This window comes from Clostridium sp. KNHs214, from assembly GCF_000744935.1.
Lineage (GTDB): Bacteria > Bacillota > Clostridia > Clostridiales > Clostridiaceae > Haloimpatiens.
Window position 1 is genome coordinate 223375 of sequence record NZ_JQMW01000013.1, and the last position, 21433, is coordinate 244807.

Annotated in this window: 16 protein-coding genes; 1 reads left to right on the plus strand and 15 read right to left on the minus strand. The window is 31.2% G+C overall.

Going from position 1 to position 21433, the window contains the following annotated elements; genetic code table 11:
• From CC89_RS16625 to CC89_RS16635, 3 genes are read right to left on the minus strand one after another with little or no spacing between them, the layout of a single operon-like run.
• Positions 1 to 762, minus strand: a complete 762-nt coding sequence (locus CC89_RS16625) for a hypothetical protein (protein WP_035294088.1) — start codon at positions 760 to 762, stop codon at positions 1 to 3.
• 12 nt (positions 763 to 774) lie between these two features.
• Positions 775 to 972: a hypothetical protein gene (locus CC89_RS16630; RefSeq protein ID WP_035294090.1), complete on the minus strand. Its 198-nt coding sequence runs from the start codon at positions 970 to 972 to the stop codon at positions 775 to 777.
• Positions 973 to 992: 20 nt separating this feature from the next.
• Entirely contained in the window at positions 993 to 2006 is a 1014-nt protein-coding gene (locus tag CC89_RS16635; protein WP_035294092.1) for a CotS family spore coat protein, read from the minus strand.
• 145 nt (positions 2007 to 2151) lie between these two features.
• Between CC89_RS16635 and CC89_RS16640 the strand changes: the two genes are divergently transcribed.
• A complete protein-coding gene (locus tag CC89_RS16640; RefSeq protein WP_035294094.1) occupies positions 2152 to 3273 on the plus strand; it encodes a glycosyltransferase family 4 protein in 1122 nt (373 codons plus the stop codon).
• A 118-nt stretch (positions 3274 to 3391) separates the two neighbouring features.
• Here CC89_RS16640 and CC89_RS16645 read toward each other — a convergent pair whose 3' ends face one another.
• The 12 genes from CC89_RS16645 to CC89_RS16695 all read right to left on the minus strand — a co-directional run bounded on the left by CC89_RS16645 (position 3392) and on the right by CC89_RS16695 (position 20802).
• Positions 3392 to 4771: a radical SAM/SPASM domain-containing protein gene (locus CC89_RS16645; RefSeq protein ID WP_035294095.1), complete on the minus strand. Its 1380-nt coding sequence runs from the start codon at positions 4769 to 4771 to the stop codon at positions 3392 to 3394.
• Positions 4772 to 5345: 574 nt separating this feature from the next.
• Positions 5346 to 5834: a LiaI-LiaF-like domain-containing protein gene (locus CC89_RS16650; RefSeq protein WP_035294097.1), complete on the minus strand. Its 489-nt coding sequence runs from the start codon at positions 5832 to 5834 to the stop codon at positions 5346 to 5348.
• 663 nt (positions 5835 to 6497) lie between these two features.
• Positions 6498 to 7499, minus strand: a complete 1002-nt coding sequence (locus CC89_RS16655; RefSeq protein WP_051931925.1) for an ABC transporter substrate-binding protein — start codon at positions 7497 to 7499, stop codon at positions 6498 to 6500.
• A 175-nt stretch (positions 7500 to 7674) separates the two neighbouring features.
• Positions 7675 to 8463 carry an ABC transporter ATP-binding protein gene (locus CC89_RS16660; RefSeq protein WP_035294100.1) on the minus strand — a complete coding sequence of 263 codons (789 nt, stop codon included), beginning with the start codon at positions 8461 to 8463 and terminating at the stop codon, positions 7675 to 7677.
• Between the two features lie 5 nt (positions 8464 to 8468).
• The gene (locus CC89_RS16665) at positions 8469 to 9563 is read right to left on the minus strand and encodes a FecCD family ABC transporter permease (protein ID WP_051931927.1); all 1095 of its coding nucleotides are present in this window, start codon (positions 9561 to 9563) and stop codon (positions 8469 to 8471) included.
• A gap of 230 nt (positions 9564 to 9793) precedes the next feature.
• Positions 9794 to 13648, minus strand: a complete 3855-nt coding sequence (gene cobN / locus CC89_RS16670; RefSeq protein ID WP_035294102.1) for a cobaltochelatase subunit CobN — start codon at positions 13646 to 13648, stop codon at positions 9794 to 9796.
• 188 nt (positions 13649 to 13836) lie between these two features.
• Complete coding sequence (locus CC89_RS16675) at positions 13837 to 14880, minus strand: magnesium chelatase ATPase subunit I (RefSeq protein ID WP_051931929.1); 1044 nt, start codon at positions 14878 to 14880, stop codon at positions 13837 to 13839.
• Positions 14881 to 14897: 17 nt separating this feature from the next.
• Complete coding sequence (locus CC89_RS16680) at positions 14898 to 16949, minus strand: putative cobaltochelatase (RefSeq protein ID WP_035294104.1); 2052 nt, start codon at positions 16947 to 16949, stop codon at positions 14898 to 14900.
• Between the two features lie 207 nt (positions 16950 to 17156).
• Positions 17157 to 17315: a hypothetical protein gene (locus CC89_RS20700; RefSeq protein ID WP_185750791.1), complete on the minus strand. Its 159-nt coding sequence runs from the start codon at positions 17313 to 17315 to the stop codon at positions 17157 to 17159.
• Between the two features lie 152 nt (positions 17316 to 17467).
• Positions 17468 to 17902 (minus strand): type VII toxin-antitoxin system HepT family RNase toxin, encoded by a 435-nt coding sequence (hepT, locus tag CC89_RS16685; RefSeq protein WP_035294106.1) that lies wholly within the window; start codon positions 17900 to 17902, stop codon positions 17468 to 17470.
• Positions 17903 to 18340, minus strand: a complete 438-nt coding sequence (mntA, locus tag CC89_RS16690) for a type VII toxin-antitoxin system MntA family adenylyltransferase antitoxin (RefSeq protein ID WP_035294108.1) — start codon at positions 18338 to 18340, stop codon at positions 17903 to 17905.
• Between the two features lie 257 nt (positions 18341 to 18597).
• Positions 18598 to 20802, minus strand: a complete 2205-nt coding sequence (locus CC89_RS16695) for a DNA topoisomerase III (RefSeq protein ID WP_035294111.1) — start codon at positions 20800 to 20802, stop codon at positions 18598 to 18600.
• Positions 20803 to 21433: the final 631 nt, after the last annotated feature.

The following is a 21433-nucleotide window of genomic DNA, read 5'->3' on the forward strand; positions in this document are numbered from 1 at the left end:
TTACACCATATTTTCTGCCTGTTCAATAGCAGCTATTAACTTCTTTCTATATTTTTCCTCATTCCATTTTTTCTTTGGCTTTCTATATAAATTACAGTACTTTACAAAATCATAAGGATAATTCATAAGCCAACGAATGATTTCACCGCTGTTAGAATTCAAATTTTCAAAATAGCAAAAAGATACTATTAAACTTCTCCAATCCATAATTAAGCCCTTTCTCTTAAGTTTGCTAAGTAAATTAAAAGCATCCATTTCCACAGTGTTATAACTTATTTTTTTTATGTTTTTTATTTGCAGTTTTCCATCTTTCTCGCTTAAATTATCAAAATATATATCTCCTAAACAAAATTCTACCTGATCCATACTTCTAACAATGGTATCTATATAGCCATTAGAATATATATTCTGTATGCATTTTTCTCCCATATTTATCATGTGATAACCTTGATTTATAATTATGTTTTCAATATTACTTCTACATTCAATTTCTTGCACATCTTCTATTACTTTTTTTGCATTGTTCAACTCTATTTTAAAACTTTCCACTAACTTTCCAGTTTCGTTACCTATGCGCTCCAATATATATTCATCACACTTTTTCATCTTACTGTGAAAACTACTAATTAATTTCAACTGTTTTTCCACATCTTCTTCATCAATTGCACTAAGCCTTTTTTTATGAAAATCTGCTTTCTCTACTATTTCTATGCCCTTCTCTTCAATATATTCTTTTACACCTCTATAAAATCTTCCTTGCATAGGCACACCTCATTAATTATTTTTATTTATCTTTTTCATTATCTCTTTTTTTTCTCTTTGCAATTTTCTAATCTTCTTTTTTCTTCTTTTTATAGACTTTAATTTATCTACGTCATTTTTCAATGTATTTAGCATCTTATCGTATTCCTGAATATTTTCATTATCTTTATCAATAATTATGTCTTCTTTTTCTCTTTCTTTTTTGCCCATAATTATCCCTCCTCCAAATTTCAGTTACAAATAATATTATTGTTTCTAAAATTCTCTATAAATTCTTCTCTTTTTTTTCTATCTTCACTGATATTCTGCAATTTGTTTATAAAAAATTCTTCCCCCCACGGTTGCTTTTCCCAATAATACTGTATACCAAGTTGCCAATAAGCCTGTGGGTATTCCATAAATGCAGCCATTATAGGTATGTCTCTTTCTTCTAACCTATTTATAGAATTATAACAATCTAATATAAACCCAGCTCTCTCCAAGGACCATTTACCATTTTTCATAACCCTTATCATTATGCTAGAAAGATCATGCAAATGAGTGTCTAAAATACAATAGTCAAAATCAATGATATATACCTTTTTATCCTCTGTTATAAGTACATTATGATGGGCAAAATCATGATGACAAAATTCTCTTTTCTTCATATGTTCCTTCATTACTTGGGAATATCCACTGTTTCTTAAATTTTTTATAGCCTTCTCCGCTCTTTTTAATTCTTCATTCATTATTTGTAAATACATCACATCAAATTCTGTTTTATTTTCCTTTTGGAATATTCTCCTTTTAAAATCAAGTATTTCATCCCTACGAGTACTATATATTTTAATCCATCTAAGCCAGCCAATTCTAGGTTTCATATTATAACTAACCTTAAATCCTCTACTTTTCAAATGAAGTTCTGCTAATTTAACAGTGGCTATTTTTATATCTTCTTCACATTCATAGTAGCATTGTCTTGATTCTATCCATGGGGTTAAATATCCATGTGCCTCTTTAACTTTCACATAGTATTCCCCTGTACTGGTAGGTATAATCTCAGGAATATTTCCGAATCCATTTTCTTTCAGGTGCATCATAGCACCTATTATAAATAGAAAGTGCCCAAAACTATATTTTATAATTTTAAAACAATAACTGTTACCATTACATATAATTTTATAAACGTTTTTAATCTTTTCTATAGACTCAGGAAAGATTCCGTAATATTCTTCTATGATACTTACAATCTCATTCTCTAACAATTTTTCCTCCAAGGCAGTATTCTATAAGTATTATATGTGAGTGGGTTTAAATATGTTAAAATTCTCTTCTCTATATCATATAATTGCTCAAATTAAAATATTATTAAATTAAGAACATTTTGTTCTATGAAAAGGAGAGGATTAAATGAAAATTTCAATTGATGGAAGAGGTGCTACCTGGTACAGTGGAACAGGCATAGGCACCTATACAGAAAATTTATTAAAAGAACTGGTACAAATAGATAATAGTAATTTTTATAATATATACTGGTCTGGAGATAATTACAATTCTCTTCAAAAACACAATACAAAAATCCTAATGACGTCCGAAAAACACAAAAGATTTTTTGAACATAATTATTTTCCTTGCAATCTTCAGAAAAACCATGTAGATTTATACCACATTCCTCAAAATGGCATAGGATTTACTCCTGATATAAGCTGCAAAACAGTAGCTACCATACATGATTTAATTCCCTACACTATGCCACATACCGTAGGCAAGGGATATTTAATTAAATTTTTAAAAGAAATGCCTTATATAATTAATAATTGTAATGGGCTAATAACTGTATCAGAATTTTCCAAAAAAGATATATTGAAGTACTTTCCTATTAACCCCCAAAAAATATTTATAACTCCCTTAGCTGCTAACTTTAGATATAGACCTTACAGAAAAGATAGATGTAAATCCCTTATAAAAAGACGATATCATATACAAAAGCCTTTCATTCTATATCTTGGAGGTTTTAGTCAAAGGAAAAATATCAAATCACTTCTAATATCCTTTGCAAAAACATATAAAAATTTAAACCAAGATTACAATTTAGTTATTTTAGGCTCCTATAAAGAAGAGGGAAAGCCATTAGTTAAGCTGTGTAAGGATTTGAATATTGAAGAAAAAGTAATATTTACAGGTTTTATCGAGGATAGATTTCTGCCAGTATTTTATAATGCCTGTGACGTTTTTGTATATCCATCACTTTATGAGGGTTTTGGACTTCCAACTTTAGAAGCTATGAGTTGTGGTACCCCTGTTATAACCTCTAATACCACATCTATACCTGAGGTAGTAGGTGATAGCGCTGTTTTAATAGATCCTTTAAACTTAGATGAAATTTCTGCCGCTCTATGTAACGTTTTAAATAATAAATGCATTAGAGAAGAACTTAAAGTCAAGGGATTAAACAGAGCTAAAAATTTTTCTTGGCGCAAAACAGCTCAATTAACACTAGAAGCATACAATAAAATAGTAAATGATTTTTAATAAAAAAGAACCAAGAAGTCAATATTAACTTCTTGGTTCTCACATCCTAGCATATAAATAATTAACTCATTATAGTCTAGTGCTATAGACATAGCTCTGTGCTTTGGACTTTGCTATTCTAGCCTCTTGCAAATTTATCATTACCCTTTTTATCGAAAACTTCTTCCCATTCTTTTTCTGCTAATGGAGCAAATGCATCTGCCATTTCATTCAATTTTTCATGGAACTTTTCATCATGAAGCATTGCTTCTGCACCTGCATCTGTTGGCTTAGCCCCTGTAACATCACAAACCTCTCTTATTACATTTGTGTTATCTATCATCATACATGGCCTTAACATATTTTCATTATATGGTTGTCTGCTTCTCAATTCCTTAAAGAAAGGATCCCTAAATGCATCTAAAAGTGGTCTTCCTTTTAAATTCACAGTAGAGAAGTGAGAGAATATACAAGGCTCTACATCTTCTTTAGAGTTAACATGGAAATAGTACTTACCAGCTATACAACCTCCAACAAATGGAGCATCATTGAAGAAGTCTATTGTAAAATATGGTTTACTTTTTCTTATTTCTCTTGATCTCTTTCCTAGGAAAACCCTTTGCTCTGCTGTAAGTGTTAAATCAAACTCTGGTTTAGCACCTACTGGCATGAACAAGAAATACCAACTCATTTTAGAACCTTTTTCTATTAACATATCTGTAAATTCATCTGATAATACATCATTTATATTTGTTCTAGTTACTGCTGTGGACACACCAAATAAAATTCCTCTTTCATTAAGTAAATCCATAGCATGCATAACTTTTTTAAATGCTCCCTCACCTCTTCTTGCATCTGTATCTTGTTCAAAACCTTCTGCTGAAAGCATTGGGAATACATTACCTGATTTTTTAAGTCTATCTGCAACTTCTTCATTTATAAACACACCACTAGTAAAAGGCGTAAACATCATATCATCATATTTTTCATATAAGTCCAATAAATAACTGTTTACAAATGGCTCTCCGCCTAAAACTATTATCCAATATATTCCTAAATCTCTTGCTTCTTTTATTAACCTTTCTACTTCTTCTGGTGGTATATCATCTTCCTTGCTATAACTTGATGCATAACATCCTACGCAGTGTAGTGGACATCTCATAGAAGGACTCATAAGCATAACAAATGGTATTTTTGTATTTTCTTCTTCCATAAATTTAGCTCTCTTTGATCCTGCATACCAGTTAGCATTAGCAAAAAAGTTAACAAAGAATTTTTTTAAACACTTTGAATCTGTCTTAGTTAATATGTTGTTAATGTATTTATTTGTGGCTGGGTTGTTTTTGTAATAATCCTCTACAAATTCAATTTGTTCTATTTGGTGCTCGTCTTTAGTTAGTTTCTTTATAGCAGAAAATATTTTTTCGATATTCTTTTCTGGGTTTTTTTCTAAGTATCCTGCTACAGTGTCTATGACCTTAGCCTTAGCACTTTTTTCAATGGTATTCTTGATATTCATAATAATTCCTCCCAAATAAATTATAAAAAACATAATTGCAAAATGAATGATAATTTATACTTAACAGTATAATTTAATTCCATTATATTCCTCGCTATCCTAATGTCAAGGCATTTAATTATTAATTTACAAACAGTTAATAATTATTGATAAACATATTTAATTATTTCATAATATATTTCCTATGGTACCTACTTTCATATAAATCAGTATACAAACATTTATTAATATCTATAATTAATATTTATTCAGCTACTAAAAAAGTATTCCATATAAAAAAGATATAGAATAAATAGTCATATTATTATCAATAGTAAATTAAAAAAGTTTTAAATTCACTATTGATAAATATAAACTATATATCCTATATCCCTATTGCTTTACTGTGTATAAATTTTGAATTTTTATTTTATAACTGTGAAAGTTCAATTATGAAATTTCTCTTGAATGACTTGCATAAGAAGCAAAGGAGCTGTTTAAATTTATTATTCCCAGCTCTTATGCAAGTCATAGAGGACAAAATTCATAATTCCACCACATTGTACCTTATTGTGAGTTAATCAATATATACATATTATTTTTTCTTAACTACTATATAAATACCTAATATAATAAATATTATTGGTAGGACTAAATCTCCATTTACCCAAGTAAAAATATTATTAAATAACATAGATAAAAAAGATATAACTGCAGTGGTAGTCAATATTAATATTGGTATTAATAAACCCGTTCTCCTACCTGTTGCTAAGTACAATTGAAATAAACCTATAGCTACTGCAAGTATATATATAGGCCATGTATATTCAGCAAAACGCCAATCTGTAAATATTTCAAAATAAAATAGTAATCCTATAGTTGTAAGTATACCACCTGGCACTAAAATGCCAGGATTTCTTTTACTAGAGAAATACCCCATCTCCATTGAAACCCCTGGTATAAGAATAAACAATGGCCACAAATAATTTATATTAAATAAATTTATGGGGAAAAACTTATCAGTTAGCAATAAAACACCAATTAAAATAAATATTATACCTAAAAATATCTTTGAATTTTTCATCTTGCCCTCCTTATTTAACAATAATTATTCCCATGATTATTAATATCATTTTATTCTACCTTCCACAAAATGTGTGTATTAGATTACATAGTTTTTGGGGATAACGTCATTAATTCAAATTACTAATTATATGATTAACCCACAATAAGGTACAATGTAGTGGAATTATGAAATTTCTCCTCCATGACTTGCATAAAAGCTAGGAACAATAAATTTAATTTAAGAAATTCTAATCTTTTAGCCAGATAAAATTATCTAACGCTCACATTCAGCGTCCTGCCTCAGGTTCGCTAGCCTGGCGTCCTTGCCAGGCTTACGATAATTTTATCTGTCTAAAAGAAGAATTTCTAAAATTAAATTTAAACAGTTCCTTCGCTTCTTATGCAAGTCATTCCAGAGAAATTTCATAATTCAAGTAATATAATGCTTTTTGTGGGTTAATGATTATATATATATATTACCATAACTTACAAAAGAACAATAGTTATTATTATAAGTAAAAAGCCACAAAAATATTTTTTCTTTATCCACATTCTTTATCTTGGCATACTAGGATTCTCCTTTTTTCTCATAATAAAACAGCCTTCTATGATATTTTTATTTTATCATAGAAAGCTACTATAATTTGTGATTTACAGACTTTTTTTCACAGGCTCATTTTCTCTATGGGCAAACCCAAGTACCCTTATATTCCATGTTGTAAAATTTTTCAAACATCTCTTTATGTATAGCTTCTGGATTTAAGTCCTTAAATTCATCTGGATAACACCATTTTGCTAAATAGCAAATTCCTACTACTCCACGTACTGATGTACTTATTTCGCTAGACATTACATAAACCTTATCATTTTTAATAGCTTTAATATCCTTCCATCCTGTTCTTTTCATCAAATTTTGCCTAAATTCCCTTATTTTATCAATATTTGTAACACCGTATCCAAATGGAATTACTGTTTTAGCTGTTTTTACAACTACATTTGGATTTTTTTTAATAATAAATTCATTACTTACTTTTGGAAATGCTACTGGCTCCTCACCAGCAATATTTAATCCACCAGCTGCAGATACCACTTCATCTCCACCTGCTCCTTTTGAAACACTGCTGAAATCAGAATATCCTTCCCAATATACCTTAACTCTTTTATCTTTATCTATTTTTTCTACTCTATCTTTTACATATTTAAGATGTTTATTAACAAATCCTAGATACTCCTCTGCTTTCTTCTCCTCTCCTATTAATTTTCCAATAAGCTCTACACTTTCATTTAATTTTCCTAGTTTACTACATTCAATAGTTGCGAATGGTATTCCAGCCTCTTTAAGCTTATCTACTGTACCATTTTTCATAAAGCTTCCATATCCTATAACTAAATCAGGTTTAATCTCTAATATTTTTTCTATATTGGGAGTATTCCATTTTCCCACTTTTTCTTTCTTTTTTAGGCTTTCTGGAAATTTAGTTTCATTTGACACACCAGCAATTCTATCTTCCGCTCCTAAAGCACAAATTATTTCTGAAACCGCATTATTAACTACCACCATTTTTTTAGGAGCTGAAGGCAGCTTAACTTTATTTCCTAACGAATCTGTTATTTCTATTTCTTTCTTTTCTGTTAATGCATTTTGTGATGCATCCTTGTTATCTGTTGCTTTTTTTCTCCACATCCAGCTACAAAGAGTGACATTACCATTGCTATAGCTAGAATAAAAGATGTTAATTTTTTCATAGTTCTTTCCCCCTAAATACTTAGTGTATATATACACAAGTTAATTTTATTTCATACATATACTACATATAACTGCATGTCATATATAATTTATTGAATTATTTAACTTTTTTTCAAAAATTTACCATATCTCCCCTAGAGGGTCTCACAGGAAGTATAAATTGACCATAATCAGTGTCTGCCAACGTTGATTCCACTTCATAAACTTCATTTATATTTTCAACTGTAAGAATCTTTTTGGGATTTCCTATATATAAAACATTACCATCCTTTAACATTATTAATTTATCTGAAAATCTAGCTGCTAAATTCAAATCATGAATAACCATTAATACAGAACTTTTGCTTTCTCTGCTTATTTTTTTTACTATTTCCAGAACCTCCAATTGATGTCTTATATCTAAATTACTCGTAGGCTCGTCCAATAAAAGTATTTTTGGCTCCTGTGCCAAAGCTCTAGCAATGATAACTCTTTGTCTTTGTCCACCACTTAATTCATCTAAATATCGTGATGCTAAATGACTTATTTCCATATAATCAAGTATTTTTTCTACAATATTCACATCTTTTTTTCTAACACCCCAAGTCAAATGAGGTCTTCTACCCATAAGAACTGTTTCAAAAACTCTTTGAGAAAAAACACTTGAACAATCTTGAGGCACATAACCTATTATCTTAGCAAGCTCTCTAGAACCCATTTGCTTTGCTTCTTTATCCCCTACATACACACTTCCAACTTCAGGTTTTAATATACCTTCTATACATTTTATAAGAGTACTTTTTCCCGAGCCATTAGGGCCTATTACACTTACAATTTCCCCTTCATCCATACGAAAACTTATACCTTTTAATACCTTATTACTTCCATAACTAAATACCATATTATCAACTGATAGTTTCACATTATTTACCTCCTTTTTTTTATAAGTAAATATATAAAGAATGGAGCACCTAAAAGTGAAGTAATAATACCTACAGGTATTTCAGTAGGACTTATAACAGTTCTAGCCAAAGTGTCCGAAAAGAGTAAAATTAAAGCTCCCATTAAAGAAGAACATGGAATTAAAAATCTATAATCGCTGCCAATTATTATTCTAGATATATGTGGAGCCACAAGCCCAATGAATCCAATGGTTCCTGCAAAGGCAACACAACTAGAAGCTGATAAAGCACATAATACAAGACAAATTATCCTTACTTTATTAACATTTATGCCTAAGCTTACTGCCACTTCATCTCCTGAACCAAGGGCATTTAAATCCCAAGCATATTTAATCATTAATAAATTACAAACTAACGTTATAGGGAAAATTATTGAAAGCGTACTCCATTTAGACTGCCAAAGTCCTCCCATAGTCCAAAATACAATGTCACCTAATTGTTCATTATTAGATACATATTTAAGTATAGAAACCAATGCTGAAAACACATATCCAATGGCCACTCCTGACAGTATCAAAGTTCCTGGTTCCAACCCCTTAACTCTGGCAATAAAATACACCAAAAGCATAGTTATAAGCCCAAACACAAAAGCACTTATTACCACAAAACACCTTTGAAATCCAATAAAACTACTTCCAAAAATACTAGTACCTAATACTATAGCTAAAGCTGCTCCAAAAGCAGAGCCTGAAGAAAGCCCCAGAGTGTAAGGACTCACCAAAGGATTTCTTAAAATTCCCTGCATTACAGCTCCTGTAGCTGCTAAACTTGATCCAATAATTATAGCTGCCAAAACCCTTGGAAATCTTATTTTCATAACCACTGTATTGTTAAGAGCATTGGCATCTACTCCCTTAAGATTAAAGATATTAGAAATTATAATATTTACCGTTTCTTTAAAACTTAGTGAAACAGTTCCAACACAAATAGATACTATAGCTATAAAAATAAGTAATATGAAAAGCCCTGTAACTATTGTCATTTTTCTCTTTGTAAATTTGGCGTAAAATTCATCTTTTGCATTACAAAACTCTTCCGTATCTATCACTGATATCTTCATAATAAAATTCCTTTCATAATATTTAATGTACTGTACTACATAACTCTATATTTATAGAAAATTTGTGAAAACCACTGTTGTTTACCTCTATGGATGTAAGCAAAATATTTTAAAATATCTAAAACTTACTTTTAGATTAAAGCTAGAATTTAGGGTTTAATATTAATGTCACCTTAACGCTTTTGTATGCAATTCGCTGTTTTAGGAATGTTCACATACAACCTATATTCCTAATCCTTAAGCTTATCCTTAATTTCCTTCATTTTAACTTTCCAATCCTGTACTTCTGCAGCTGTAAAAATATCTATGCTTCCTCCTTGAAATTCTCCTTCCACATCGCCCATTTTTTCTTCTATACACCCTTCTATTTCTATATAATTTTCCTTTAGCTCTTGTAAAAGATCAGGCTCTGTATTCCAAAGTCCCCTTTGTTCTGCTTCCAATAGTCTTCTAGCTATTTCCTCCAAAGCCCAAGGATTGTTTTCCTCGAAGAATTGTCTATTTTCTTCATTACATACAAAGCTCTTTGTTATATCATCAAATATCCAATCATCTACCTGTCCTGTGGTAGCTTCCCAGCCATAAACTCTTCCTATACGCTTAGATATTTCACTGGCACCTTTATATCCATGTCTCTTTTGTCCTTCTATCCACTTAGGATTTAAAAGCTTAGTCCTTACAACTCTTCTCACTTCATCTGCTAAAGTACGAACTCTCACAACCTCTGGCTCTCTAGTGTCTCCATAATAAGTCTTTACATCTCTTCCAGATGCAGCCTTTGCTGCAGCAGTCATTCCCCCCTGAGTTCCAAAGTAGCAGCAACATCCAAATAAATCGTGCTCATCAGAAACTACCTTATTATATGTTATATCTACAGTTTTTAAATTCCATTGAAGTTCTTTAAAGGCTTCCTTTCCAGCTACACCTTTTCCATAAGCATATCCATTCCAATATACAAATATATCTGCCAAATCCTTTTCATCTTTCCACGCTGAAGCGTAAACCGCCAAATTAACACCTGACCCATAAGTACCAGGCTTAGATGCAAATATACGAAAAGTTGCATCTCTAAAAGCTTCCTCACTTTTATCTCCATCTAATTTTTCCAAAGTATGTTTTCTTACAAAATTCATCTCAATCGGCTCATCTAAAGAAGCTATTTTTTGAACTGCTTCATCTAATAAATCCATAGAATTCGGGAAATTATCCCTTAAAATTCCAGATACACGTACAGTTAAATCTATTCTTGGACGTCCTAATTCTTCTAATGAAATAACTTCAAAGCCACATACTCGACCATTGCCAGCCCATTTAGGTATTGCTCCTATTAAATATAACATTTGAGCTAGTCCCTCTCCATCTGACCACATAACATCATTACACATCCATTGAATAGCTACGTTTTCAGGATACCTACTTTCTTCCTCCATATGCTTTTTTAGAACCTCATTAGCAAGCATTTGTCCAACTCTCCATGATGCCTTAGTAGGCACTCTATATGGATCTATAGAATAAAAGTTTCTTCCTGTAGGAAGCACATCATCCCTGCCTCTGGTAACTAAACCTGATGGACCTGCTGAAATATATTCTCCATTAAATCCTCTTAGCAAAGCTTCTATTTCTTTTGATTCTTCTATTCTTTTATTTAAATCTTGTATTCTAGGAAACAAATCATTTATTTCTTTTAATGTTTTTATATTGGCAAGTTTTTCTCCTAATAATTCTTTAAAAAATACCTCTGTAATTTCTTCCTTCTCTAAAAGTTCTCTTATTAAAATAACGCATACATTACTAATGTACTCTAAAATAGCACCATAAGATTTCCCAAACTTACTCGAGAATTTTTCACCATTAGCTATTAAATCTTTAATTTCTAATCCCATACTCTTAGCCACTTGGCCTCGAAGAGAAATTTTTTCGGTACTATCAAATTTTAATATAGAATTTATAAATTGTATTTTCTTTTCTCCCTCTGGTATTTCTCCAAAAATATGTTGTCCATCCTGAATTCCAGTGTTTTTAACAAGCGAAAGAATTCCATGGGCCTTTTCAACAATTTCTTCAAAAGACAAACTTCCATCTAAGGCTATTTGCTTATCTAAATTTGTTTTTTCAATTTCTTCCTTGATCATATGTTTTAAAGTATGTGCCCGATTAGGATCCGCTACTTTAGCCTTTTCATAATCCTCCAAATACCTTTCCAGTTCAGCAAGCTCATCATATAGACCTCCTTCTACAAATAAAGTCTGCATATGATCCACTAAAACGGCATAGCTTCTACGCTTTGCAATAGTTCCCTCTGGAGGATTATCTGCATTGTATATATATAAATGAGGTATATCTGCTATGGCTATATCAGGATAACAATTTTTAGATAACCCAACCCCCTTACCTGGTAAAAATTCTAGATTTCCATGAGTACCCACATGCACCAAAACATCTGCAGCAAATTCTTTTTCTAAATAATTATAAGTTGCTAAATATTGATGAGTCGGTGGTATATCTGGATCATGTAATATCTTGCAAACCTTTCCATCACATCTTGTACCAGCACATCCCCTCTTAGGTTGTACGCAAACTACTGCATTTTCATAAGACACTCCTGTTATTAAAATTTCCCCCTCATAAACCATAGAAGCTGGTACACCATCCATTTCTTCTCCTGGAGGATTTCCCCAAGCTTTTATAATCTCTTCTTGTACCTTAGGTGACCAAGTATAAAACCACTTTTTATAATCATCTACAGAAAGCGCTTTTAAAACTCCTCCTTTTTTAACTATTTCATCAGCAGTAGTCCATCTAAATTCTGAAATAGCCTTTCTATCCATAATATTACTTATTAATTCCTTGCCACTTTCAGGGGGATTTACACTGTATCCCACTTCTTTCATGCTTTTCATTATTCTAGCTACACTTTCCAGCGTGTCTAAATTTGCCCCTCCGCCAACTGTAGCCTCCACCGATGCACAAGGATTATTATGAAGTATAAATGCAACTTTCCTATCCTTTAAAGGCCTTTTGGCCAATTTAATCCACTTGTGTATTTTATCTACTAGGCGCGAGCATCTTTCATCTATAGCCATTCTTGTTTCTAAATATTCTTCTCGTTTTGCACCGGAAATCATTACTGGTTCAATAACCCCTTCAAATTCCGGCATTGCCACAGTCCATGAAATATCTTTATTAAGTCCCTGAGGATCTTCTTCCCATTCCTCCACAGTGCTGTAAAAAGAAGTTATAGGCTGAAAAACAGGAACATTTAATCTCTCTAACAAATTAACTCCATTAGCTGCTATATTCTTATCTATAAAGTCATTACTTCTAGCCCTAGAATTTAGAAAAAAACAAGTTAATTTCACAAGCCCATCAATACGTGGTGAACCCTTATAATCAAAAAAATAATCCTCCACTACTTCTGCTGCACTTCTTGTTCCCAATTCCTCATCTTTCAAAGAATATGCAAAAACAGGGATAACATTATAACCTTTATTCTCTAGAAGATTAATAATTTTATTCTCAGGCTCTATATTTTTATTAACCCAATTTCCCCTAGACATGAGAATTCCTACTGTTGGGGCATCTTTTAACTTATACCACCTACAATAATCTTCTATACTAGAAAAATGTTTAGGTGCCCTTGGATGATATATTCCTTCCCAAGGCAAATCTAGTGGTTCTTTGTATTTTAAATCTAAATTTAAAACCTCAGAACCTATATACTTAAGTATCTCAGTAAAATTATCTACTCCACCATATAATATATAAGGTCTGCATTTTGCTACCATTTCCAAATTTATAGTTGACAATCCCCATAATATTGGATCCTGCGCAAGACAAATTACAATCTTATTTTTGTTTTTTAAGGCTGCTTCTATATCAGTCCAAACTGCATCAGCATTGGATCTATACAAAAAAACCAAATCTGAACTTTCTATATCTTTAAGTGCATCATCCAATTCTTCTTTTCCCTCATCTAAAAAGCGAGCTGAATATACTTTTACTTCTAAATCATCTTTAACATTTTCTTTTGCTTGCCTCATTATATTGGCATAAGTATGCCACATTATCGCCGTAATTTTTTTCATAATTTTTCCTCCGAAATACTACTGTTTATTACACTAGTGGGTATTTTAATAACAAATACTAACTATAAAACAACAAATAAAAAAATTATTATATAACTTAATTGAATATATAATTTTAAGGTCTACATTAGAAATATAAAGGAATTACAAATATGTTTTTAATTTAGAGCATAAAGTTTTTACATCTATTATACTGTTGTGTTAAATTTCTTAAATATATCCTGTAACTTATCCTCTTCTACTCCCAAATCTTGAAATGGCTTCCTTCTCATACGATGTAGCATTGTAAGTTTAATAGAATCTATTACATCTTCCTCACAAACTACATATCTTTTATTAAATGCAGCCATAGTTTTCGCTGACTTCATCATTATTAAATCTGCTCTATGGCCATCTACCCCTAATTTTATAGATATATTTGCAATTAAATAAAGCATTTCATCAGACAATTCTACCTTAGGTAGTATCTCCTTTGCCTCTATTATCTTTTGAGTAATTTTATTTTGTTCTTTTTCCCATTTTTTATAAAAAAACTCTGATTCATCATCAAATTCCGCTCTTCTCTTTATAACCTCCACTCTTTTTTTAACATCATTTATTCCTGTAATATTTACACAAAAACCAAATCTATCTAAAAGCTGTGGTCTTAATTCTCCCTCTTCTGGATTCATGGTTCCAACTAAAATAAAATTTGCTGGGTGAGTAAAAGAAACCCCTTCACGTTCTACAGTATTTACTCCCATAGCAGCTGAATCTAAAAGTACATCTACTATATGATCATCTAGTAAATTAACTTCATCCACATAGAGAATTGCTCTATTTGCTTTAGCAAGTAGTCCTGGTTCAAAACGCTTCTCTCCCTTTTTTATAGCATTTTCTATATCAAGTGTTCCCACTACTCTATCCTCTGTAGCTGAAACAGGCAAATCTACTACCTTCATCCTACGTTTTGCCCTTGGCAATTTTTCTCCTTTAGCTAATCTTTCCCTACAATTACTACACATGGTAACTTCATTATTTGGATCACAATTATATGGACAATCTGCTACTACATCTATCTCTGGCAAAAGTGCCGCTAATGCTCTTACAGCTGTGGATTTTGCAGTACCTTTTTCACCGCGAATTAATATACCTGAAAGTTTAGGATTTATTGCATTAAGAATTAATCCTTTTTTCATTTCCTCTTGTCCTACAATAGCTGAAAAAGGATATATTTTTTTACCATCTCCCATTTTTAATCCCCCTCGTATTAATTTCCCATATTATTTCTTACAGCTTGTACCAAAGTATCTGATTTTAAATCATCTATTTTATAATATTGAGCTCCTAAATTTTTAGCCAATTCCTTTGCCAAATGGAAGCTTATTAAATTTTTCTTCTCTACATCAATAACTAATGTCTTTATTCTCTCTTCCTCTCTTATGTTTTCTGCTATCTTTTCTGCCTCCTTTAAGGGCTTTTCCCTAGTAACACTAACATTTCCTTTTCCATCAGATATTATTATCATCATTGGAGAAATATTTGGCTCTTTAAAAAGTTCAGTTTTTGCCATTTCATAAGCCTTTTCCATTCCCGCTGACAATGGTGTCCTTCCACCTGTTGGCATTTGCTCTAAAAGTTTATGAGCTAACTCAACACTATTAGTAGGTGGTAATATAGCTTCTGCTGTTTCACCCTTAAAGGCAATCATCGCTATTTTATCCCTCTTTTGATAAGCATCTAATAAAAGAGATAAAATTGCTCCCTTGGTTTCTACCATACGCTGTTGTGCTCCCATGGATCCACTAGCATCAACTACAAAAATAAGAAAGTTTCCAATTTTCTTTTCACGTACCTTATTTCGTATATCACTAGACTCTATAGCTATAGCTACTCCTTTATGACATCTGCTTTTCTGGTAAGGTGCCGCTGCCCTAAGTGTTGCATCTAATGCAAAATCATTATTGTTTCTTTCCATAGTACTCCTTATGTACCTGCCTGCCCTAGAAGGAGTTTTGGTACTGGAACGTCTCCCTGAACCCTTTCTAAGCACTCTATCTTTTTCATAAGTTATTTTTTTTACTTGGAATGGCTTACCTATAGAAAATACCTTATCTATTATTTTTGAAGCTCTATTCTGTTGTTTTTCATCTGAAGTATCATCATTTTCCTGCTCTTCTTCACTATTATTTTCCTGATTATTCTCATTTTTTTCTTCATCTTTACCATGTTTTTTTTCATTGTTATTTCTATCTTTCTCTTCATCTTCATTCATATGATTTTGATCTTTATGTTCTTCCTCATTATCTTGGTTTTTTTGTTGCTCTTCATTTTCAGGTGACTCTGGTTGTGGATTCTTTCTATGAAAAAGTACAAGTTCCGCAGCCTCATAAACATCGTCCTTAATAACCTCGTATCGTCCATTTAACGCTGCTACAGTACGAGCCGCTGCTTCCATAACAAGATCAGCTCTATGCCCTGACACAAAAGCCCTTATGCATAAATCAGCAATTAGCTCTAACATATTTTCAGATATATTTACTTTAGGAAGAATTTCTCTAGCTTTTTCTATTTTCTCCCTTAGTTTCTTTTCCTCAAAACACCATTTATTTTTGAACTCCACTGGATTTTTATCAAATTCTTCTCTTCTCTTTATTATTTTTACTCTTTCATCAGGCTCGCCTACACCTTCTACTTCAACGCAAAGTCCAAATCTATCCATAAGCTGAGGTCTTAAATCCCCCTCTTCTGGATTCATAGTTCCAACTAAGATAAATTCTGCTGGATGGGCATAAGACATACTTTCTCTTTCTACCACATTTATTCCCATAGATGCTGAATCCAACATTACATCTACAATATGATCATTTAGCAAGTTAACTTCATCTATATAAACAATTCCTCTGTTGGCCTTTGCTATTATACCTGGTTCGAATTTACACTTCCCACTTTTAATTGCATACTCCAAATCCAAGGTTCCCACTACCTTATCCTCCGTAGCAGCTACTGGTAACTCCACCACTGGAACCTTTTTATGTACTACTTTAATCTCTTCCCCATTTTTTATTTTTTCCTTACACCTATCACAAAGCTTTATCTCTGCATCAGGATTACAATTAAAAACACAATCTTCTACTACTTTTATACATGGAAGTACCTCTGCTAAAGCTCTAACTGCTGTTGATTTAGCAGTCCCCTTTTCTCCTCTAATTAAAATTCCTCCAATAGATGGATTAACTGCATTCCATACAAGTCCCTTTTTCATTTTTTCTTGTGCCACAATAGCCGTAAAAGGATACACAACACTACCAAACTTCCCCACAAAAATGCTCCTTTCGCATTCGAAAACCACATTTTTACAACAAAAAAGCCACTAAGGTTGCTTCACTAGCAAACCTTCGTGGCTTGAATTTCATAATCTATACAATAATCTAAATATAATTTTTACTATAATTTTGCTTTTTCATAAACCTTCGTGGTCATACAAGTCTTATTATAGCATTTTAAACAATATTTTGTCAATACAAACTTAAAATCCCTTTCTCTTAGCTTCCCTTCCACTTTCGTTAATTCCTGGTTCCTCTACAGTGGTATTTAATTTATTTTTTGCCCATTGGTTTTGTGTCTTGTTTCCATTAGCTAAATAATTTTCCTTAGTCCATTCTCTTTTGTTTTTTCTGCTATTCATACCATCATCTCCTTTAAAATTTTCTCTTATTATAGTATGAATTGTTTTTTGATAATTAATTCTTATATATTTAAACTTATATTAATGGTTAATTATAATACAGCTGAGATTAGTAATTTGCATTACATCTTTAACGCAAAATTCCTTTTAATTCAAAAATTACTTTTAACCCATTTATCCACATAATTCATGAATTTAATAAAGTCATTAAGATGATTTTTTATTATATCTATCATTATTTTTTCATCTATCCTCATATAATCATGAACTAATATATTTCTGAAAGATACCATATTAGCTATATCCTTTGCAAACTTTTTAGGCAATATGTATTCATCAGCTAAAGATAAAATACATTCCCTGTAAGTATCAGGTTTTTCCATATTTAATGCTGATATTATAATATTAGATATATCTATTACACACTCAATAGATATTTGAATCCCTCTTTCTATTCCCCAATATCTTATCATATCTTCTTTTAAATTTTCTTCAGTTATATTCATTGAAACAGATTTTAAGAGAATTAAATTTTTTTGAAGTTCCTTAACTTTAACGTTAATTGTATCCAATATATTTCTAGTCATTTACCTCTCACCACCTATATTGTTTTCAATCCATTCACTAATGTATTTCATTTGTGTTTTTCTAAAATACTCCATATCCATATATTCCTTAAGAACTTTAACTTCGAAATCTACTTTCAATTCTTCACTTTCCATATACACAAGTTTTCCATATTTTATAATCTGGTGCTTCAATACAGAATTAGAAGAATTTAATATAGCTAAATCTATATCATCTCTCTTAAATATGTCCATTAATTCTCCTAGTAAATTTAGTTTTTCCATCGGATTGTAATCTTTTTTTAATAAAATTCCTATATCTAAATCACTACTAGATACATTTTTACCTTTAGCATAAGATCCAAAAATATATAATAATCTAATGTTATAATTTTTAACCAATTTCTCTAAATTCTCTTCTAAAATACTTATAACTTCTTTCAAATCCTTTTGAATCATTTATCATCACCTATTAATTAAAATTTGGTAATTTTTCTTATTTAAATTAAAATATTAATACAACTAACCTTTTTAAAATGTTAATTACTATTGTTACCTATATTATACCAAATAAAGTTAATAATTATCATAACTTTTTAAAATAAGGAGCTATCGCATTAAGAAATTTACATACAATATACTGTTTTGCAAGTTTAACCTTAACACAACATATTGTAGTATTTATTTTTAGCGCGCCATCCCCCTATAATCACTATTTAAAGTTTCAACTTAGCTAGTGCATCTGCTAATGCAGAATTTACTGGTGCATCATTTTCCTTTTTAATTTTTTTCATATATTTAGCTACATCTTTTTTATTTACCTTATCTCCTTCTGCCTTCTTTCTCTTATTGAATGCAGAAAGTTTTTCTCTATAACTGCAATTAGGACATACAAATATTTTCCCTTCCCCTTCGCCTCTCATTTCTAACTTTTTGTGGCATTGAGGACATCTGGCATTGGTTACCTTAGAAAGATTTTTTCTATATCCACATTCCCTATCTTGACATACTAACATTTTTCCCTTTTTACCACTAACTTCAAGAAGATACTTTCCACACTCTGGACATTTTGCTCTAGTCATATTATCATGAATATATTTTTCTGTGCTGCCTTTTACATCAGATACAAGCTTTGAAGCATAAGTTTTCATATCCTCAATAAATTTTTTGCTATTTAACTTACCCTTACTTATTTCAGCTAGTTGCTGCTCCCACTTTGCTGTAAGTATTGGAGATTTTAAATCTGATGGTACAAGTTCCACTACCTGCTTGCCCTTTGAAGTTGGATGAATCTCTTTTCCTTTCTTTTCTACATAGAAAGTATTGAAAAGTTTTTCAATTATATCTGCCCTTGTAGCAACAGTTCCCAGTCCACCTGTTTCGCCTATAGTTTTCATTAGTTCTTTATTATTTGTTTGCATATACTTTTGAGGATTTTCCATAGCTGAAAGCAATGTGCCTTCATTAAATCTTGATGGTGGCTTCGTCTGTCCCTTTACTAATTTAACTTCTCTTAACTTTATTTTATCTCCTTTATTAATCTCAGGAAGAGCTTGATCTTTTATGATTTCTTCCTTATCATCATTGTAGTCATCATCTAAAAATTCTTCCCTATCATACACAGTTTTCCAGCCTTTAGATTTTACTATTTTACCCTTAGCAAAAAATATTTCTCCCTCTACTAAGGCTTTAACTGTAGTCTGTTCATATTCAAAAGGCGGATATAAAACCGCTAAGAATCTTCTTATAACCAAATCATAGATATTTATTTCTTCACTACTAAGACGTGATAAACTAACCCTTTCCTCTGTAGGAATAATAGCATGGTGATCACTTACTTTACTATTATCCACAAAGCTTTTATTTCCTGTAACTTTTCCTCTTAAAAGAATTTGAGCAGATTTAGCATATGGTCCTATGGCTATGCTTTTAATTCTCTCCGGTAAAGTTCCCACCACATCTGTAGTTATATACCTGGAATCTGTTCTTGGATAAGTAAGCAATTTATGATTTTCATACAATCTCTGCATAATTGATAACGTCTGTTTTGCAGAGTACCCAAATCTTCTATTGGCATCCCTTTGAAGCTCTGTTAAATCATATAAAGCTGGTGAAAACTTTTTCTTATAAGATTTATTTACTTCTATAATTTCTCCATCTTTGCCATTCACCTTAGTTACAATATTCTCACCTTTGCTTTTATTAAAGGTTCTAGTTTGCCCTCCTTTGTTATCTTGCCACTGAAGGGTAAATCCATTTGCTTTTGCGTTTACAGAATAATAATCTTTAGGAAGAAAGTTTTTAATTTCCTCTTCCCTTTCTACTATCATAGCTAGTGTAGGTGTTTGAACTCTTCCTGCTGAAAGCTGAGCATTGTATTTACAAGTTAAAGCCCTAGTAACATTAAGACCTACAAACCAATCTGCCTCTGCTCTGCATACAGCTGATTTATATAGATTTTCATACTCCCTAGAAGGCTTTAAATTATTAAATCCTTCCTTAATAGCCTTATCTGTTTGAGAAGAAATCCAAAGACGCTTCATTGGCTTATTAACTTTTGCCTTTTCTATTATCCATCTTGCCACCAATTCCCCTTCTCTTCCTGCATCTGTGGCTATAACAATTTCCTTTACATCATCCCTATGAAGTTGATTTTTTACCGCATTAAATTGCTTAGCGCTTTGCTTTATTACTACAAGCTTTAAATAGGATGGCATCATTGGCAACTGTTCCATATTCCAAGACTTGTATTTAGCGTCATAAGCTTCTGGATCTGCTAAAGTAACTAAATGTCCCAATGCCCAAGTGACTATATATTTATCTCCTTCTAAATACCCATTACCTTTTTTATTACATTTTAAAACCCTAGCCAATTCACGTGCAACAGAGGGTTTTTCCGCTAATACCAATATTTTACTCATATATTTTCTTAGTGAAAGAGTGTATTAAACACACAAAATCACTAAATACTCACTTCCTTTCTTTCCATACTAGTTCATAACTATTACAATACGTGAATTACATATATTTTAATCATATACAGTGCATGATTTTTATGATTAAACCACAAAATGGTGTAATGTGGTAGAATTATGAAATTTCTCCTCCATGACTTGCATAAGAGCTCGGAACAATAAATTTAATTTAAGAAATTCTAATCTTTTAGCCATATAAAATTATCTAACGCTCACATTCAGCGTCCTGCCTCAGGTTCGCTAGCCTGGCGTCCTTGCCAGGCTTACGATAATTTTATCTGTCTAAAAGAAGAATTTCTAAAATTAAATTTAAACAGTTCCTTCGCTTCTTATGCAAGTCATTCCAGAGAAATTTCATAATTCAGGTAATGTAATGCTTTTTGTGGGATAATCTTAATTATAATATTTCACTATGTAAAAAACTAAATAGTATTTACCCTTTAATTATACATTAAATTAGCTATTAAAAGCGGAATCACTAATATTATACCTTATATTATTTCCAATATAAAAATACAGAATTTTCAATTTTTAAGGATTTTACTATGCACTATGATATAATATAAATCCGTTGGAT

Coding starts and splice junctions, on each gene's coding strand:
- hepT (WP_035294106.1), bottom strand. CDS start 17,902: ATGACTAGAAATATATTGGATACAATTAACGTTAAAGTTAAGGAACTT.
- CC89_RS16675 (WP_051931929.1), bottom strand. CDS start 14,880: ATGGGAGATGGTAAAAAAATATATCCTTTTTCAGCTATTGTAGGACAA.
- CC89_RS16640 (WP_035294094.1), top strand. CDS start 2,152: ATGAAAATTTCAATTGATGGAAGAGGTGCTACCTGGTACAGTGGAACA.
- CC89_RS16665 (WP_051931927.1), bottom strand. CDS start 9,563: ATGAAGATATCAGTGATAGATACGGAAGAGTTTTGTAATGCAAAAGAT.
- CC89_RS16645 (WP_035294095.1), bottom strand. CDS start 4,771: ATGAATATCAAGAATACCATTGAAAAAAGTGCTAAGGCTAAGGTCATA.
- cobN (WP_035294102.1), bottom strand. CDS start 13,648: ATGAAAAAAATTACGGCGATAATGTGGCATACTTATGCCAATATAATG.
- CC89_RS16650 (WP_035294097.1), bottom strand. CDS start 5,834: ATGAAAAATTCAAAGATATTTTTAGGTATAATATTTATTTTAATTGGT.
- CC89_RS20700 (WP_185750791.1), bottom strand. CDS start 17,315: ATGAATAGCAGAAAAAACAAAAGAGAATGGACTAAGGAAAATTATTTA.
- CC89_RS16625 (WP_035294088.1), bottom strand. CDS start 762: ATGCAAGGAAGATTTTATAGAGGTGTAAAAGAATATATTGAAGAGAAG.
- CC89_RS16655 (WP_051931925.1), bottom strand. CDS start 7,499: ATGTGGAGAAAAAAAGCAACAGATAACAAGGATGCATCACAAAATGCA.
- mntA (WP_035294108.1), bottom strand. CDS start 18,340: ATGATTCAAAAGGATTTGAAAGAAGTTATAAGTATTTTAGAAGAGAAT.
- CC89_RS16695 (WP_035294111.1), bottom strand. CDS start 20,802: ATGAGTAAAATATTGGTATTAGCGGAAAAACCCTCTGTTGCACGTGAA.
- CC89_RS16630 (WP_035294090.1), bottom strand. CDS start 972: ATGGGCAAAAAAGAAAGAGAAAAAGAAGACATAATTATTGATAAAGAT.